14 protein-coding genes are annotated in these 16,483 nt (G+C 36.4%); 6 read left to right on the top strand and 8 right to left on the bottom strand.

Translation table 11 applies throughout. From position 1 onward, the window contains the following. The first annotated feature begins 2 nt into the window (after positions 1 to 2). From DCS95_RS09945 to DCS95_RS09935, 3 genes are read left to right on the top strand one after another with little or no spacing between them, the layout of a single operon-like run. Entirely contained in the window at positions 3 to 494 is a 492-nt protein-coding gene (locus DCS95_RS09945; protein ID WP_244178435.1) for a DUF192 domain-containing protein, read from the top strand. Positions 495 to 529: 35 nt separating this feature from the next. Continuing rightward, complete coding sequence (locus tag DCS95_RS09940; RefSeq protein ID WP_116770626.1) at positions 530 to 1,051, top strand: GNAT family N-acetyltransferase; 522 nt, start codon at positions 530 to 532, stop codon at positions 1,049 to 1,051. Next, positions 1,052 to 2,278 (top strand): ATP-binding cassette domain-containing protein, encoded by a 1,227-nt coding sequence (locus tag DCS95_RS09935; protein WP_116770625.1) that lies wholly within the window; start codon positions 1,052 to 1,054, stop codon positions 2,276 to 2,278. A 72-nt stretch (positions 2,279 to 2,350) separates the two neighbouring features. Here the strand turns inward: DCS95_RS09935 and secDF are convergent, their stop codons facing one another. The 3 genes from secDF to DCS95_RS09920 all read right to left on the bottom strand — a co-directional run bounded on the left by secDF (position 2,351) and on the right by DCS95_RS09920 (position 7,102). Continuing rightward, entirely contained in the window at positions 2,351 to 5,317 is a 2,967-nt protein-coding gene (gene secDF, locus DCS95_RS09930; RefSeq protein WP_116770624.1) for a protein translocase subunit SecDF, read from the bottom strand. Between the two features lie 103 nt (positions 5,318 to 5,420). Next, positions 5,421 to 6,038 (bottom strand): hypothetical protein, encoded by a 618-nt coding sequence (locus DCS95_RS09925; RefSeq protein ID WP_116770623.1) that lies wholly within the window; start codon positions 6,036 to 6,038, stop codon positions 5,421 to 5,423. A gap of 137 nt (positions 6,039 to 6,175) precedes the next feature. Further along, positions 6,176 to 7,102, bottom strand: a complete 927-nt coding sequence (locus DCS95_RS09920; RefSeq protein ID WP_116770622.1) for a malate dehydrogenase — start codon at positions 7,100 to 7,102, stop codon at positions 6,176 to 6,178. 290 nt (positions 7,103 to 7,392) lie between these two features. Here DCS95_RS09920 and DCS95_RS09915 point away from each other — a divergent pair, with 290 nt between their 5' ends. Beyond that, on the top strand, positions 7,393 to 7,770 hold the full coding sequence (locus DCS95_RS09915) for a hypothetical protein (protein ID WP_116770621.1): 378 nt from the start codon (positions 7,393 to 7,395) through the stop codon (positions 7,768 to 7,770). 283 nt (positions 7,771 to 8,053) lie between these two features. On the opposite strand, the gene DCS95_RS09905 is transcribed toward DCS95_RS09915, so the two are convergent. Further along, positions 8,054 to 9,070 (bottom strand): DUF6588 family protein, encoded by a 1,017-nt coding sequence (locus tag DCS95_RS09905; protein WP_116770619.1) that lies wholly within the window; start codon positions 9,068 to 9,070, stop codon positions 8,054 to 8,056. A gap of 71 nt (positions 9,071 to 9,141) precedes the next feature. Then, positions 9,142 to 11,082 carry a DNA topoisomerase (ATP-hydrolyzing) subunit B gene (gyrB, locus tag DCS95_RS09900; protein ID WP_116770618.1) on the bottom strand — a complete coding sequence of 647 codons (1,941 nt, stop codon included), beginning with the start codon at positions 11,080 to 11,082 and terminating at the stop codon, positions 9,142 to 9,144. A 387-nt stretch (positions 11,083 to 11,469) separates the two neighbouring features. On the opposite strand from gyrB, the gene DCS95_RS09895 reads away from it, so the two are divergent. Continuing rightward, on the top strand, positions 11,470 to 11,655 hold the full coding sequence (locus DCS95_RS09895; protein ID WP_116770617.1) for a CsbD family protein: 186 nt from the start codon (positions 11,470 to 11,472) through the stop codon (positions 11,653 to 11,655). Between the two features lie 87 nt (positions 11,656 to 11,742). Here the strand turns inward: DCS95_RS09895 and asnB are convergent, their stop codons facing one another. Next, entirely contained in the window at positions 11,743 to 13,416 is a 1,674-nt protein-coding gene (asnB, locus tag DCS95_RS09890) for an asparagine synthase B (protein WP_116770616.1), read from the bottom strand. A gap of 247 nt (positions 13,417 to 13,663) precedes the next feature. Between asnB and DCS95_RS09885 the strand changes: the two genes are divergently transcribed. Next, positions 13,664 to 14,203: a DUF2911 domain-containing protein gene (locus tag DCS95_RS09885; protein ID WP_116770615.1), complete on the top strand. Its 540-nt coding sequence runs from the start codon at positions 13,664 to 13,666 to the stop codon at positions 14,201 to 14,203. Positions 14,204 to 14,265: 62 nt separating this feature from the next. Here the strand turns inward: DCS95_RS09885 and DCS95_RS09880 are convergent, their stop codons facing one another. Both DCS95_RS09880 and DCS95_RS09875 read right to left on the bottom strand, forming a co-directional pair. After that, positions 14,266 to 15,840: an amidohydrolase gene (locus DCS95_RS09880; RefSeq protein ID WP_116770614.1), complete on the bottom strand. Its 1,575-nt coding sequence runs from the start codon at positions 15,838 to 15,840 to the stop codon at positions 14,266 to 14,268. Positions 15,841 to 15,989: 149 nt separating this feature from the next. Beyond that, entirely contained in the window at positions 15,990 to 16,418 is a 429-nt protein-coding gene (locus tag DCS95_RS09875) for a hypothetical protein (protein ID WP_116770613.1), read from the bottom strand. Positions 16,419 to 16,483: the final 65 nt, after the last annotated feature.

Below are 16,483 nucleotides of genomic sequence, written 5' to 3'. Positions count from 1 at the left end.
CATTGAAAAACATACTTAAAAGTTGGGTTGTTTTAATTGTAGCAGCAATATTGGTTTTTTCTTGTAAAGAAGAGCAAAAAAAGACCATTGCCACACAAAGCATAGATTTCACTCATGAAGGGGATTTAACCATTTTTCTAAATGCAAGTGATACGGTTAAGACTAAGTTCAACATTGAATTTGCCGAGACCGATTACGAAACCCAAACCGGACTTATGTACCGCAAGGGCATGGAAAAAAATCAAGGTATGTTATTCATTTTTCCTGATGAAAGAATGCATTCTTTTTACATGAAGAATACAGAATTTCCATTAGATATCATTTACATAAAAGAGAATTTGACAATTGCCAGTTTTCAAGAGAATGCTCAACCACTTAACGAGACAGGCCTCTCATCTCAAGTTCCAATAAAGTACGTACTAGAAATAAATGGTGGGCTAGCGCAAGAACTAGGGCTTTCTATTGGTGACAGCATTAGTTTTAGTAGAAACTAAATATTGTTTACTACCGTACCTTTTAAAACAATATAATGCCGGCATATGTATTATTCAATGAAGAATCTGAACGCCTACTTTTTAAAGAGGTAAAAAATTCTGATTTTGAAGATTGGCTACCCTTTCATGAGGAACCTTTAAGCAGTCAATATTGGTTTGGCTTACCAAGTGACCCAATAACCGCCTGTAAAGAACAGTTTCAAAGAATCTTTGAACGTTACCACAAAAACTTAGGCGGTATGAATGCGCTTTTTTTAAAAGGCAGCAATACTCTTGTCGGTTTATGCGGCATATTAATACAAGAAGTTGATGGCAAACAAGAATTTGAAATTGGTTATTCCATTTTACCAAACTATTGGAGACAAGGTTATGCATTTGAGGCTGCTGAAAAATGTAAAAAATTGGCCTTCAACAAGAAATGGGCAAACAGTCTTATATCTATCATACAGGTAGATAATGTGCCATCTCAAAAAACAGCAATAAAAAACGGCATGTTTTTAGATTTCACGACCACCTACCACAATAATCAAGTTCATATTTATAGAATTAATGCATAAATGAATCACTGGGCAATATATCTAAACAACGACTCTAACAAGAAAGGCTTCATTAAAGATTTTCAACACGGAAAAATACCCACCGCCCTTAAGGAGTTTGCTTTAAAAAACGGAAAGCTATTTTCTCATTTTACCTTAGAAAAACTAATAGACGAGGAAGACAAGCATGACATAAAAATTATAGGCAATGAAGGCCAGGCACTAAAAACTATGTCAAGTGGAGAACAAAAAAAAGCATTACTCCATCACTTGTTAAACGAGAATCCTGATTATATTATATTGGACAACCCTTTTGATAATCTTGATGTGGCATTTCAAAAAAAACTAAAAACCATACTTGAAGCACATTCCGAATCTATTTCCTTTATACAATTAGCAAGTAGAAAATCCGATACCCTTTCATTTATCAATAATTACGGACTTATTGAAAAAGACAAGTTTTCAGTTATGGATTCCTCTCCATCTAACGAAAACAAGATACCCAACAGCTTTACCACTATTAGCATACCTAAATCTGGTATTGAATTCGCTAATTTACCAGATACATTGGTTGATTTTAAAAGCGTAAGTATTTCATACGGAGAGAAGAAAATTCTTAACAATATCAATTGGTCAATAATCAAAGGAGATTTCTGGCAATTATCTGGCAACAACGGCAGTGGTAAATCCACTATACTTTCAATGATATTTGGTGACAACCCAAAGGCATATGGTCAAGAAATTTACCTCTTTGGCAGCAAAAAAGGAAGCGGCGAAAGTGTATGGGACATCAAGAAAAAGATCGGCTATTATGCCCCGGCAATGACCGATAAATTCAGCGGAAGGCATTCTATAGAAAACATGCTTATCTCTGGGTTAAACGACTCAGTAGGTTTATATACGCGCCCAACGGAGTTTCAACAGAGAATAATAAAGCAATGGTTGGCATTATTGGACTTAACATCAATAAAAAATACTTATTTCAATAAACTATCAACAGGTAAACAACGTCTAATCATGACTGCGCGTGCCATGGTAAAACAACCACCTTTATTAATTTTAGATGAACCAACGGCAGGCATGGACGACGAATCGGCGGCGTTATTGGTTGCCTTGGTCAATAAATTTGCAGTAGAAACAGATACGGCTATCATTTTTGTATCCCATAGAAAAGAAAAAGGTTTAAAGCCCAAACGAACCTTAAACCTTATACCTTCTGAGCAAGGTTCAACAGGCCTCATTCAATAGGTAGCATTTTTATAAAAACAAAAAGCCGTTCATTTCTGAACGGCTTTTTTATTTTGAGCTAGTTAAAATTTATTACTCTTTTCCAGATGTAATTTTCTTGCTTAGTGCATCGAACATTACAGGAGTTGCAATAAATACAGATGAATAAGTACCTATAACAACACCAACTATCATTGCGAACATAAATCCTCTTAATGATTCACCACCAAATATGAAGATTGCCAATAACACTACCAAGGTAGTCAATGACGTATTCAATGTTCTACTTAATGTACTGTTTATTGCATAGTTAATGTTAGCACCGCCATTCCAGCCTCGCTCTGCCAATGTCTCACGAATACGGTCAAATACAACCACGGTATCATTTAACGAATAACCAATTACAGTCAATATTGCCGCAATAAACGCTTGATCGATTTCCATGTTAAATGGCATCAATTTACCGAAAATAGAGAATACACCTAGTACGATCAATACATCATGGAATACCGCAACAACAGCTCCCAATGAGAATTGCCATCTTCTAAATCTTAATAAGATATATAAGAACACTACTGCCAATGATCCTAGAATTGCCAAGAAAGCATTGTTTTTAATATCATCTGCAATAGTAGGCCCTACTTTTACAGATTGTAAGATCCCAACTGCTTCATCATCAACACCACCCAAAACAAATGCATCTTTGCTAATACCGTCTGGCAAGTACTTCTGTAAAGAAGTAAATAGCTTATCTTGAATTTCAGTGTCAACTTCAATTCCTTCAACATCTACTTTATAAGGGGTAGTTATTTTTACTTGGTTAGACTCTCCGTATGTTTTTACATTAGTACCACTACCAAAAACAGTATTTAATTCTGATGCTATTTCCGATGGATTAACAGGTTGCTCAAAACGAACTGTATAAGAACGACCACCAACGAAATCTACACCTTGCTGTAATCCTGGACCAAAGAATAGAGACGACAAACCAATTGCAACCAATATTCCAGAAATAACATAAGCTATTTTTCTTTTCACCAAGAAGTCGATATTGATTCCTTTGAACAAGTTCTTTGTAATACTAGTAGAGAAATCTAAACTTCTACCTTTTCCTCCAATATACCAGTCAACTAACAAACGGGTAATAAATATTGCAGTAAACAAAGAAGTTATAATACCGATCAATAATGTAGTTGCAAAACCTTTAATTGGTCCTGAACCGAAAACAAATAAGATAATTGCCGTTAAACCTGTAGTAATGTTCGCATCTAAAATTGATGACAATGCATTACCAAAACCATCTGCAACAGCTTGGCTCTTGCCCTTACCTTTTGCCAATTCTTCTTTAATACGCTCAAAAATAAGTACGTTGGCATCAACCGACATACCAATTGTTAATACGATACCAGCAATACCAGGCAATGTTAATACCGCATTTAAGCTAGTTAACACTCCAAAGATCAATAATATGTTCAATAGTAAAGCAACATCTGCAAAAGCACCAGCTTTACCGTAGTAAGCGATCATCCATAAAAGAACGATTGCCATAGCGATCAAGAAAGACATAAAACCACTGTCAATAGCTTCTTGACCTAAAGAAGGACCAACAATTTCAGACTGAATTATTTCAGCAGAAGCAGGAAGTTTACCAGCTCTAAGTACGTTAGAGATATCTTTTGTTTCGTTAACTGTAAAGTCACCCGTAATTTCTGAACGACCACCAGAGATAGGACCAGAAGAAACACCAGGTGCAGTATATACTTTATTATCTAAAACAATTGCAATACCAGTTTGGTTGGTGTAAGCATCTCCTGTTAATTTTTCCCATTCTTTAGCTCCTTTAGTATTCATGGTCATTGATACTGCAGGCTTACTGAACTGATCAAAATCCGCTCTTGCATCACTTACCACATCACCACTAATTCTAGGCGTACCTTCGCGATTAGATTTTAAGGCATATAAATCAATAACCTCAGTATCTTCGGTAGCAGGTCTTTCCCATACAAACTTGGTGAACTGAATATCAGCAGGTAATAACCTTCTAATTTCCGGCATTCTTAAATAAGACCCAATAGTAGCCGTATCTTTTACAGCGGCACGGAACATTGCATTTGAACCTGGATTAGCAGGTATCAATAGCTCATATAAAGGATTCACCTGTGTTGCCAAATCTAAAGAATCAGCAGAAACATCAGATAACAAAGAATCTAACTCTGACTCTTCTTTAACTTGCTCAGGCTCTTTTACTTCAACAATTTCTTTTAGCTTCTCATTTGCTTGAATTAAGAATGTGCTGAAGCTTGTATTACTTTGTTTGTACGTTTCCCAAAACTCTAATTGAGCCGTACTAGATAAAAGGTCTTGTGCACGTGCTATATCTCTAGCACCTGGCAATTCAACCAAAATACGACCAGAATTACCTTCTCTTTGAATGTTTGGCTGTGTTACACCAAAACCATCGATACGTTCTCTCAATACCTCAAAAGCAGAAACGATAGATTCATCTATTTTTCTACGGATGATAGGCTTAACCTCATCATCTGACATTTGAAAGTTAATTTCATCACTAAGACCTTTGTTAGCGAAAATATCAGGTGAAGCCAATTTAGTATCTCCTTTTATAGCGTCAAAAGCTTCAAAGAAAAGTTCAATGTAAGTATCGTCACTATTTTTAGATGCGGCATCTGCATCAGCTAAAGCCTTATTGAAAACTGGGCTTTTAGTATTATTTGCCAGTCCTTTAAGAATATCCTTCACAGAAATTTGAAGGGTTACATTGATGCCACCTTTAAGGTCAAGTCCCTTGTTTAATTCTTTCTTTTTGGCTTCATTATAATTGGTATAGCCAAAAACGGTATTATTACCGATAGAGTCTAGATAGTTAGCCGCTACCGTTTCTCTCTTTGCTACATAACCTTCTTCTGACTCAGACACACGGCTGGCCGCGAAGGTGTTCGCTTCTTTTTCTACTTTGCTTGTAACAAAAGTATAGGATAGCTGGTATATACTAACTAACCCGAATAATAAAGCAAATAGCTTTATAAGTCCCTTATTTTGCATTTTTATATATTTAATTTATGTTGATTATACGTATTAAGTAATTTAAAAATCTAGGCATATTACTTTGTCGCAAAGTAATTACGTCTTACATAGATATTGAAGTTTAGCTATTTCTATTCCCTTGGGGACCTGCCCTAACCTCGGGTATATTATGTGAAGTATTATTTACGGTAATTGCAACACCTTTATTGATCTTTATTGCCAACTCTTCTATGGCATCATGATCAATGGCAATTTCGTTGTTTACGTGTAGTGTAAATGGATTGTAGGTAATCTCAAACTTATAATCTTGAGCGGTTACTAGAGTCGCTTTTAACTGAAACCCATTATCGATTTGTTGATGAAGATCCAATACGACCAAATTATATTGACCGGGCAATTGCTCATCTTGATCATCAACAGGCTTTTCACCATTAAACCCTATTGGAAACTTACCTTCTTCAGAAAGAAATTTTTTAACACTCTCAGCATCAACATCACTGTAATAACGAATGCTTAGTTGTCTTTCGTCATTCTCTATCACTTCGATAGCATCAACACCAAGAACTTCGAGCTTTTTGGTTATTACTGCCAAAATCTCATCATGAGCGGAATTTGAAGACATTTCAACATCAGCAAATTCAAGTGAAATCTGTTGATTAGAAGTTTTCTTCTGCTCTTGACTTAACCCAAGTAGGGCTAGAATAATAAATAAAGTACTTACGCACCATTTTGCATTCATGCGGCAAATATAAAAAGAAAAATATGCTAGGTAGTATATTTTTTACAATATATGTACCTGAAGCCTATCTTCTTAAACCAAGAAACCCTTTATAGTTCAACTATAAAGGGTTTCTGTTATATTTAGGAGTTAAAAAACTACAACTCTAAAAGTCCATTCGTTTTGGTTACACCTTCTGCACTTTCCTGCATTTTTGCTTTTTCAGCATCACTTAATGGAATATCAACAATTTTTTCAATTCCATTTTTTCCTAAGATTACAGGCACACCAATACAGATATCATTTAAACCATACTCCCCTTCTAACATTGTAGAACAAGGGAACATTTTCTTTTGATCACATGCGATAGCCTGTACCAAAGCAGAAACTGCTGCACCTGGTGCGTACCAAGCACTTGTACCTAACAATCCGGTTAAAGTAGCACCACCAACCTTAGTATCGGCAGCAACTTGCTCTAATCTTTCATCAGATAAAAATTCTGAAACGCGAATACTATTTCTAGTAGCATGAGAAGTTAAAGGTACCATACCTTTATCACTATGCCCACCAATTACCATACCGTCAATATCAGAAATAGGAGCTTCCATGGCTTCTGCCAAACGATATTTAAAACGTGCACTATCTAAAGCACCGCCCATACCAATAATTCTATTCTTAGGTAAACCAGTAGTCTTATGCACCAAGTAAGTCATAGTATCCATTGGATTACTTACTACAATTATAATAACATTAGGTGAATGCTCTAAAAGGTTGCTAGATACCGTTTTTACGATACCTGCATTAATACCGATCAATTCTTCTCTAGTCATACCCGGTTTTCTTGGAATACCAGATGTAATTACTGCAATATGGCTATCTGCAGTTTTTGAATAATCATTTGTACTACCTGTTATTTTGGTATCAAAACCGTTTAATGATGCAGTTTGCATCAAATCCATAGCTTTACCTTCTGCATAGCCTTCTTTAATGTCCAAAATAACCACTTCTGATGCAAAATCTTTAATGGCAATGTATTCTGCACAACTAGCACCTACTGCACCAGCACCAACTACTGTAACTTTCATTTATTTTAATTTTATGAATTATTATATATAAAATGGAATACCCACCTTATGTGTATTGAATTTTCACCTCAAAAATAGGTATTTATTGATGAATTATGCTATTCGCAGCTTGATTTAATTAGCTGAAAAAGTGGTTAAAAACATCGACAAAATGCACATTTTGTTAAAAAAAATTGCGCTTTAACGAAGAAATCGTCAAATAGTTACCATACATCGAATTATAATAATAAGCCCAAACTAGTCACGTTAATTACTATGGATCCCAAATCCAAAATTAAATTAACCTACTTATGACTAAGAAGTTCCTCTCTTTGTTGGCCATTTGTGCCATAGTGTTTCTTGCGAACTGTTCTCGCATAGAGCAAAACACCGATCCCATTATTGGAATTTGGTCTCAGTCCGATTTGATCGTAACCGAAAATTCCGCAAAGCAAACCGTACGTAAAGAATGGATTTTCAACGATGTCTATCTTGGTAGATATCATGAAATAGAAGGTTCTACCATTACCTTAAAAACAGATTTCAATTGGTCTAAACAAGACGATATTTATACAGTTGAGTATAAAGGTCTTGACGGAAAACCTAACAATATAATCACCATAAAATCTACCGATGATAGTTTTTACCTTCAGGAGAAAGATGGTGCCACCTTGGCAATTAGGGAATAAACGATTTTAACAGGGCCATGGGAAAAAGGCTGTCCGGAGAGATCTGGGCAGTCTTTTTTATTCCTATGTGTTGGCTATTTTTTGGTTGTTGGTTGTTGGTTGTTGGTTGTTGGTTGTTGGTTGTTGGTTGTTGGAAAAAAGTAAATTCAAAATCAAGTTCAAAAATCAAGTTATATCAAAAGTCAGATTTATCTCAACATTAATACTATTTAGCATCGCTTAAAACAACGCTAGAGCACGGATATGTCCAACATTCTCAATACTTGATACTATTACTAGCAATTTACCTAAATCCGAAGTTAATACCTACCGTAGCCGTATTGAACTCTCCTAAATTATATTCTGCATTTAATCTAAAGAAGCCCAACTTAAGTTTTGTACCTAAAGTACCGGTTACACCATTTACTTTTTTGGTAATAGAAAAAGGATCTACATAGGTTTCAGATGCAAATGGACCGCTGGTAACTCTATACGTTCCTAACACGTCTGTAACCGATTTGCCGGTAATATAATTAACACCTCCATAAAAATTAATGATCGGTAATTTAGTAGAAACTACCGCACCAAATGCCCAACTCCCTATCTCAGCCTCTATCCGTTGATCTTCACCATCGATTAATTTTGCATTGGTCAAATCATAATCTCCACTTATATTAGAATATCCTATCACGGCTGAAATTGCCACAGGTAATATTTTATCAGCTGGCAACAATTTCGTGAAATCATGCTGTATACCTACCCCAAATAGACCTACAGACGCATCTTCATATTCCATTTTAGGTAAAAAACGTGCTTTTATTTCGGTACCTTTTATTAAACCTACACTAGCCTGTATATAACCCGAAGGAACAAAATCTATATTTTCACCTGCCAAACCAGAAGGCAATTCAAAGGTTTCCCTAACGGTTACTCCAAGTACCTCTCCTTCAACATAAACCTCTGTACCAGAAATATCACCTAAAGCGGTCGATACTTCTCTAGCCACCCCGGGGTTCTCAACAAAGTCCAAGTTTTCATATTCGCTAGGATCAAGTATAAAAGTCTTTTTATCCTCTTTGTTTTTAAATCCTGTAATATTTCCTATAATTGAAATTTCAAATCCGCCGAGAGGTTTTGCATCTGCAGTATTATACCATCCTGTTGACATACCATAGACTACACTTTCAGATAATGGTTCCATGTACGAAGTAGTAAAACGCTCTGCATCTTCAACACCTGCCGAAAGCACATTATTAAAATCGGCCTGAGCTGTTGCAGTTAAGCATGTACCTATAAAAACACAAGTAAGTAGACTTTTCATATTTCTAATTTTACCTAAAACTAAAAAACCTGCGCCGTAGACGCAGGTTTTTGTTGTGTAATGGGTATTTTCTATGTGTCAATGTTTGCATAAACAGCATTTTTCTCAATGAATTCTCTTCTTGGCGGTACTTCATCGCCCATAAGCATTGAGAAAACACGATCTGTTTCGGTCGCATTATCTATGGTAATTTGACGTAATGTTCTAAACTCAGGGTTCATGGTTGTATCCCACAATTGCTCGGCATTCATTTCACCAAGACCCTTATAACGTTGAATACTTACACCTCCACTGTAACTATCTGCAATTTCATCACGTTCTTTATCACTCCAAGCATATCTCTTTTTCTGACCTTTTTTAACCAAATATAGCGGCGGAGTAGCGATGTAAATATGCCCGTTCTCTACCAACTCTCTCATATAACGGAAGAAGAAAGTTAAAATTAAGGTTTCAATATGGCTACCATCTACATCGGCATCACACATGATGACTACCTTATGGTATCTTAACTTATCAAGATTCAGTGCTTTACTATCCTCTTCAGTACCAATGGTTACACCAAGGGCTGTATACATATTTTTGATTTCCTCGTTTTCAAAAACCTTATGCTGCATAGCTTTTTCAACGTTCAAAATCTTACCTCTTAAGGGAAGGATAGCCTGAAAATTACGATCACGTCCCATTTTTGCTGTACCGCCCGCCGAATCTCCCTCAACAAGGAAAATCTCACATTTTTCAGGATCCTGCTCAGAACAATCTGATAGTTTACCAGGCAAACCACCACCGCTCATGACATTCTTACGCTGTACCATTTCACGAGCCTTAGAAGCTGCATGTCTAGCCTGTGCCGCAAGAATTACTTTTTGAACAATAGTTTTAGCATCATCCGGGTGCTCTTCAAGATAATCTGTCAACATTTCAGACACTGCTTGACTTACTGCTGCCGAAACCTCTCTGTTACCTAATTTTGTTTTTGTCTGACCTTCAAATTGAGGTTCAGAAACTTTTACGGATACGATTGCCGTTAAACCTTCACGGAAATCATCTCCCTGAATTTCAAACTTTAACTTATCCAACATTCCAGAAGCATCGGCATATTTCTTTAGAGTAGAAGTTAATCCTCTTCTAAATCCAGATAAATGCGTACCACCTTCGTGCGTATTAATATTATTTACATACGAGTGAAGATTCTCTGTATAACTAGTGTTATATATCATAGCTACTTCAACAGGAATGTCATTCTTTTCCCCTTCCATAGCAATAACCCCTTGTATCAAAGACTCACGGTTACCATCTAAAAACTTAACAAACTCCTTAAGACCTTCATTAGAAAAGAACGTTTCGCCAACGTACTCCCCTTTTTCATCTTTTTGACGCTTATCTGTTATACTAATGGTTACCCCTTTGTTCAAGAAAGAAAGCTCACGCATTCTATTCGCCAAAGTTTCGTAGCTATATTCTATAGTTTGTGTGAAAATGGTATTATCAGGGTGAAAAGTCACCTCTGTACCCCTATCTTCAGTCTCCCCTATTCTTTTTACCGGGTATAAAGCCTTACCACGCTCATATTCTTGCTGCCATATTACGCCATCTCTAAAAACCGTAGCGGTCAAATGATCAGAAAGAGCATTTACACAAGATACACCAACACCGTGAAGACCACCCGATACTTTATAAGAATCTTTATCGAACTTACCACCGGCACCAATCTTGGTCATAACAACCTCTAATGCAGATACACCTTCTTTTTTGTGCAAATCAACAGGAATACCCCTACCATTATCTCTAGTGGTTATGGAATTATCTTCATTTATGATCACGCTAATGCTGTCACAATGACCACCCATAGCCTCATCAATAGAGTTATCAACTACTTCATATACCAAATGGTGCAAACCACGGACCCCAACATCACCTATATACATGGATGGACGCATACGTACGTGCTCCATTCCCTCCAAGGCCTGAATACTATCTGCCGAATAATTTTTCTTATTTGCTTCTTCGCTCATAAAATTAAGGTTGTTTTACTTCAAATTTTGCAATCTTACAAATATACGCAATACCCCATGAAATATAGCCTTTCTAGTTATTGGGCAAAGGTAAGTTATCAACAATTATTGTGGAAAATTAGAGGTTTTACCCTAAAAAACAGAACCAACAATAGTATCGTTGTAAAGTGCCATTGGAAAGCGGATAACAAAACACTATGCTCACTCCCCTTCCTACAACCTTAAAACACCAGAATATTCTTTAAGATTACCTTATCTGATGCTGATTATCATAAAGACACTCCAAAATTAACGGTATTAAAACCAATGTTTGCCCTATCGCCTATTATTAAGATTTCCTTTACATGTAGCGATTAACTTAGTGATATAACTTAAAAACAATATATCATGAATGAAGAACAATTTAAAGGCAAGTGGAATATAGCAAAAGGGAAACTTAAACAAAAATATGGTGACCTTACAGATGATGATCTAACATATGCCGAAGGAAAATCTGATGAATTACTTGGAAGAATTCAAGAAAAGACCGGTGAGTCGAAAGAAAAGTTAGAACAGATGATCAAAGACATCTAAACGTTGTTGAAAGTCGTTTAAAAAAGTAAACCCGTCTAAATAATTAGACGGGTTTTTTACAATAAGTATTAATGACTAATTCAAACCCTATTGCGTTACGTAAGCATCATCGTGTACGTTAGCTACAGCTCTACCAGACGGATCGTTCATGTTTTTGAACGCTTCATCCCATTCTAGAGCTATTTGGGTACTACAAGCTACAGAAGCTTCTTGTGGCACACATAACGCAGCAGCGTCTGAAGGGAAATGCTCTTCGAATATAGAACGATAGTAAAATTCTTCTTTTGATGTAGGTGTCTGTAATGGGAACCTAAACTTAGCGTTTGCCAATTGCTCGTCTGACACCTCTGTATTTACAACCTCTTTCAATGTATCGATCCAGCTATATCCCACTCCGTCAGAAAACTGTTCTTTCTGTCTCCATGCCACACTTTCCGGCAACATATCTTCAAAAGCTTTACGAACCACCCATTTTTCCATACGCTCACCGTTGATCATTTTATCTTGCGGGTTAATACGCATAGCAACATCCATAAATTCTTTATCCAAGAACGGTACACGACCTTCTATACCCCAAGATGCCAATGATTTGTTGGCACGTAGGCAATCGTACATATGAAGCTTGCTCAATTTACGTACCGTCTCTTCATGGAATTCTTGTGCGTTAGGCGCTTTATGAAAGTATAGGTAACCTCCAAATAATTCATCTGCACCTTCACCTGACAATACCATCTTTATCCCCATAGATTTAATAACACGTGCCATTAAGTACATAGGCGTAGAAGCTCTAATTGTGGTAATATCATATGTCTCTAGGTTATACACTACATCTTTAATAGCATCTAAACCTTCTTGAATGGTAAATTTAATTTCATGGTGTACGGTGCCAATGTGATCAGCCACCTTTTGTGCAGCAGCCAAATCTGGAGAACCCTCTAAACCAACAGAAAACGAATGTAATTGTGGATACCAGGCATCTGCCGTATCTCCACTCTCTATACGCTTTTGAGCATACTTTTTAGCAATTGCCGAAGTAACCGAAGAATCTAATCCACCGGACAGCAATACACCATAAGGTACATCAGACATTAGTTGTCTGTGAACGGCAGCTTCTAATGCTTCTTTGATTTCTTGAATACTGGTTTCGTTTTCCTTTACGGCATCATACTCCATCCAATCTCTGGAGTACCATTTTTTTAATTCCCCGTCAGAACTATGTAAATAATGCCCTGGAGGAAACAACTCGATTTTGGTACAAGTACCTTCTAAAGCCTTCAATTCTGAAGCTACATAGAACGTACCATTTTTGTCCCAACCCATGTATAAAGGAATAATACCCATATGATCACGAGCAACGAAATATTCATCTTTTTCAGCATCATAAATAGTGAAACCGAAAATACCGTTCATTTCATCAATGAAGTCAACACCCTTTTCTTGATAAAGTGCCAATATAACTTCACAATCAGACTCGGTCTTAAAATCGTATTTTCCTTCAAACTGCTTTCTAAGTTCTCTGTGGTTGTATATTTCACCATTGGCAGCAAGTATCAATTTACCATTAGGACTCAATAATGGTTGTTTTCCAGAAGCTGGGTCTACAATCGCCAAACGCTCATGCGCCAAAATGGCCTTATCATCTGCATAGATACCACTCCAATCCGGACCTCTATGTCTAATCTTTTTTGACATTTCTAAAAGTTGAGGTCTAAGTACATCGGTACTTTCCTTAACATCAAATGCACATACTATTCCACACATAATCTAATTATTATATCAATTCGAATACAAATATCTATTTATAGTTTCAAATAACAAACATATAATTCAATTATACTTACATATTGTAATCATAAAATGAATTTTATATTCTATATGATAGGGTTTTAAAGAAATTACTGTTCTAAATATGGCGAAATGTAACTTTGTAAAATTTAACTTCTTTTTATTAATATCACTGTAAGGAACTGCTTAGTTTTATGACCTAGTAAAAAACTAAACAATTATTATGAAAAAAGTATTTACACTCGCAACATTACTGTTAGCTGTTGTGATGACCACTTCGGTATCTGCTCAAGATTTCTCGGGAATTGACAAAAGTCCTATGGATATGGCTGCCTACCCTACAGATTACAAAGTTTCTGAAAAAGCGGTTCGTATCATTTATGGAAGACCACAATTGAAAGGTCGTTCTATGGACGAATTGGCTCCAACTGGAAAAGTATGGAGAACAGGTGCTAACGAAGCTCCTGAAATTACATTCTATAAAGATGTAAATTTTGGTGGTAAAGATATTAAAGCCGGTACTTATTCATTGTTTACAATTCCTGGTGAAGAGGAATGGACAATAATTTTGAACAAGAACTTAAACCAATGGGGTTCTTACTTTTATGATGAGTCTGCAGACGTTGCCCGTGTAACTGTACCTAACGGTTCTGATAGCGCGTCATTAGAAGAATTCTCTATCGCTTTTAAAGATGCGAAAGATGGAACTTCTTTAGTTATGGGATGGGACAAAACGAGAGTTGCCGTACCAATTACAATGTAACTACAACAAATTGATAATATTAAAAACCTCGGTCATTGACCGAGGTTTTTTTATTTGTACGCCTAGCGAACAATACCATCTATAAATGTTTGTTCTGCCCTTATTGTCGGTATCTCTTCTACCGGAACAGTCATCATATCTTTATCATAAATCACAAAATCAGCAGATTTTCCCGGTTCTATACTACCTTTCTCCCCTTCTTCAAAATTAGAGTAGGCAGCCCAAATGGTCATTCCCTTTAAAGTTTCTTCCCTAGTTAAGGCTTCTTCCATTTGAAAGCCACCTTTTGGATATCCACTTGTATCTTGTCTCGCCACCGCCGCATAGAAGGTTAAAAACGGACTAACATCTTCTACAGGAAAATCTGTTCCCAAAGCAATAATACCAGCCTTGTTCAATAAAGTTTTGTAAGCGTAAGCTCCACTAACCCTATCTCCCAAGCGCTCTTCTGCCCAATACATATCGCTAGTGGCATGTGTAGGTTGTACTGATGGTATAATACCATCTTCAAAATAATCGAAATCACCTTCGGTCAACACTTGTGCATGTTCAATTTTCCAGCGTCTATCACCTTTGCCTTGCAACACTTTTTTATATGCCCTTAACACCGCAATATTCGCCGAGTCTCCAATTGCATGGGTATTCATTTGGTATTCTGATGAAGCCAATTTTTTCGCTAAAGCCTCAATTTCGTCAACGGGGGTAATCATCGCTCCGAAATGTTTGGGCATATCACTATATTCTTCTTTTAAAGCAGCCCCTCTAGAACCCAATGCACCATCTCCATATACTTTTACCGATCGCACATTTAATCTGTCGGTTTTAACAGGACCTTTGTTAATGAAGTAATCCACATCTTCTTTAGTATTACTTACCATAGCATATATCTTAATTGACAATTCACCTGCTTGCTGCAAACTGTCTATAAGTTCAATGGTACTTCTATCTAACCCCGCATCATTCACTGTGGTTAACCCGTGGTTCAGGCTTATTCTTTCTGCATCTTTCAATGCCCTAATTTTATCTTCTAGCGTTGGCGATGGCATAATGCTATCTATAAGAGTCATTGGATTATCCACTAAAACTCCAGTAATACCAGAATAGCCATTAGCCCATTTCTTTACAATTTCACCACCTTCAACTTTGGTACTCCAATCAATACCTGCCATATCCAAAGCTTTTTGGTTTACGAGGTAAGCATGTCCGTCTATACGTTCTAGGGCTACAGGTATATCTGGAAAAATAGTATCCAATTCCGTTTTCGTAGGAAACTCTTTAACCTCCCAGTCATTCTGATCCCAACCCCTGCCTCTTAAAAAAGATTTAGGATTTGCGGCATGGAATTCCTTTACACGCTCAAGTACCTCTTCAAAACTTTTGGTACCGACTAAATTTACAATTTGTTGATTGAGTCCTAATCCGTAAAAATGACAATGGGCATCAATTAAACCCGGAGTAATAGCCCTCCCATCGGCATCTATCAATTGATCTGAAGTATATACATCCCTAATTTCATCTATTGTACCCACTGCAATAAATTTGCCATCTTGTACGGCAAAAGCTTGAGCTTCTGAAAAGGAATCATCTACGGTGTAGACCTTGGCATTGACAACAACTAGGTCGACTTTCTCTTTCATGAGTTCGCAACCAGTTAAAAATACGAGTAGAATAGGAAGTAGTTTTTTCAAAACAATAGCGTTAGTTAACAACAAAAAAAGCAAGCATAACAATGTCTGCTTCTAATTAAAATTGAAAACTAAGTATTTTTTCCTAAAGTTATAAATATTTATTGTTCAGGTAATTGGCGTACACCTAAGATTTCGCTATTACCTATTGCAGAATAACTTTCACCCATAATCTTATCGTCCTCCACGACCAGCACAAATGAAACGCGTTTTAAACCCTCAAAATTTACATTAAAGTTTATTCCATTACCTTTCACCAATACATCTTGGCCTGTAAGCATTCCCGTAGTCAATTTAACGGCTACGTCATAAGAATCACCCTTTTTCGTTATAAAGAATACTCCTTTTTCATATGGTGCATCTACATTTGTCATTTTATACTTCCATACACCCAAAACAGTATCTGAACTTATAGGAGCTATACTTTTTTCTGAAACGTGATGTCTGTTCGAATTTATTTGGGTAGATGAAAAGGAACTAAAGGCCATGATAAGCACTATTCCTAAAACTAAAAATTTAACGGTCTTCATTAATGGCTGTGTTAATCTATAAACTCTTAACGTTGATTCTTATTGAATATTTCACCTAATTGTTA

This window comes from Maribacter litoralis (assembly GCF_003075045.1).
GTDB lineage: Bacteria > Bacteroidota > Bacteroidia > Flavobacteriales > Flavobacteriaceae > Maribacter > Maribacter litoralis.
Note: the sequence above shows the minus strand (reverse complement) of the source record. Positions and strands in the feature narration are given on the sequence as shown.

Coding starts and splice junctions, on each gene's coding strand:
- DCS95_RS09935 (WP_116770625.1), top strand. CDS start 1,052: ATGAATCACTGGGCAATATATCTAAACAACGACTCTAACAAGAAAGGC.
- DCS95_RS09895 (WP_116770617.1), top strand. CDS start 11,470: ATGAATGAAGAACAATTTAAAGGCAAGTGGAATATAGCAAAAGGGAAA.
- DCS95_RS09940 (WP_116770626.1), top strand. CDS start 530: ATGCCGGCATATGTATTATTCAATGAAGAATCTGAACGCCTACTTTTT.
- DCS95_RS09885 (WP_116770615.1), top strand. CDS start 13,664: ATGAAAAAAGTATTTACACTCGCAACATTACTGTTAGCTGTTGTGATG.
- DCS95_RS09920 (WP_116770622.1), bottom strand. CDS start 7,102: ATGAAAGTTACAGTAGTTGGTGCTGGTGCAGTAGGTGCTAGTTGTGCA.
- DCS95_RS09925 (WP_116770623.1), bottom strand. CDS start 6,038: ATGAATGCAAAATGGTGCGTAAGTACTTTATTTATTATTCTAGCCCTA.
- DCS95_RS09875 (WP_116770613.1), bottom strand. CDS start 16,418: ATGAAGACCGTTAAATTTTTAGTTTTAGGAATAGTGCTTATCATGGCC.
- asnB (WP_116770616.1), bottom strand. CDS start 13,416: ATGTGTGGAATAGTATGTGCATTTGATGTTAAGGAAAGTACCGATGTA.
- DCS95_RS09880 (WP_116770614.1), bottom strand. CDS start 15,840: ATGAAAGAGAAAGTCGACCTAGTTGTTGTCAATGCCAAGGTCTACACC.
- DCS95_RS09905 (WP_116770619.1), bottom strand. CDS start 9,070: ATGAAAAGTCTACTTACTTGTGTTTTTATAGGTACATGCTTAACTGCA.
- DCS95_RS09915 (WP_116770621.1), top strand. CDS start 7,393: ATGACTAAGAAGTTCCTCTCTTTGTTGGCCATTTGTGCCATAGTGTTT.
- secDF (WP_116770624.1), bottom strand. CDS start 5,317: ATGCAAAATAAGGGACTTATAAAGCTATTTGCTTTATTATTCGGGTTA.
- gyrB (WP_116770618.1), bottom strand. CDS start 11,082: ATGAGCGAAGAAGCAAATAAGAAAAATTATTCGGCAGATAGTATTCAG.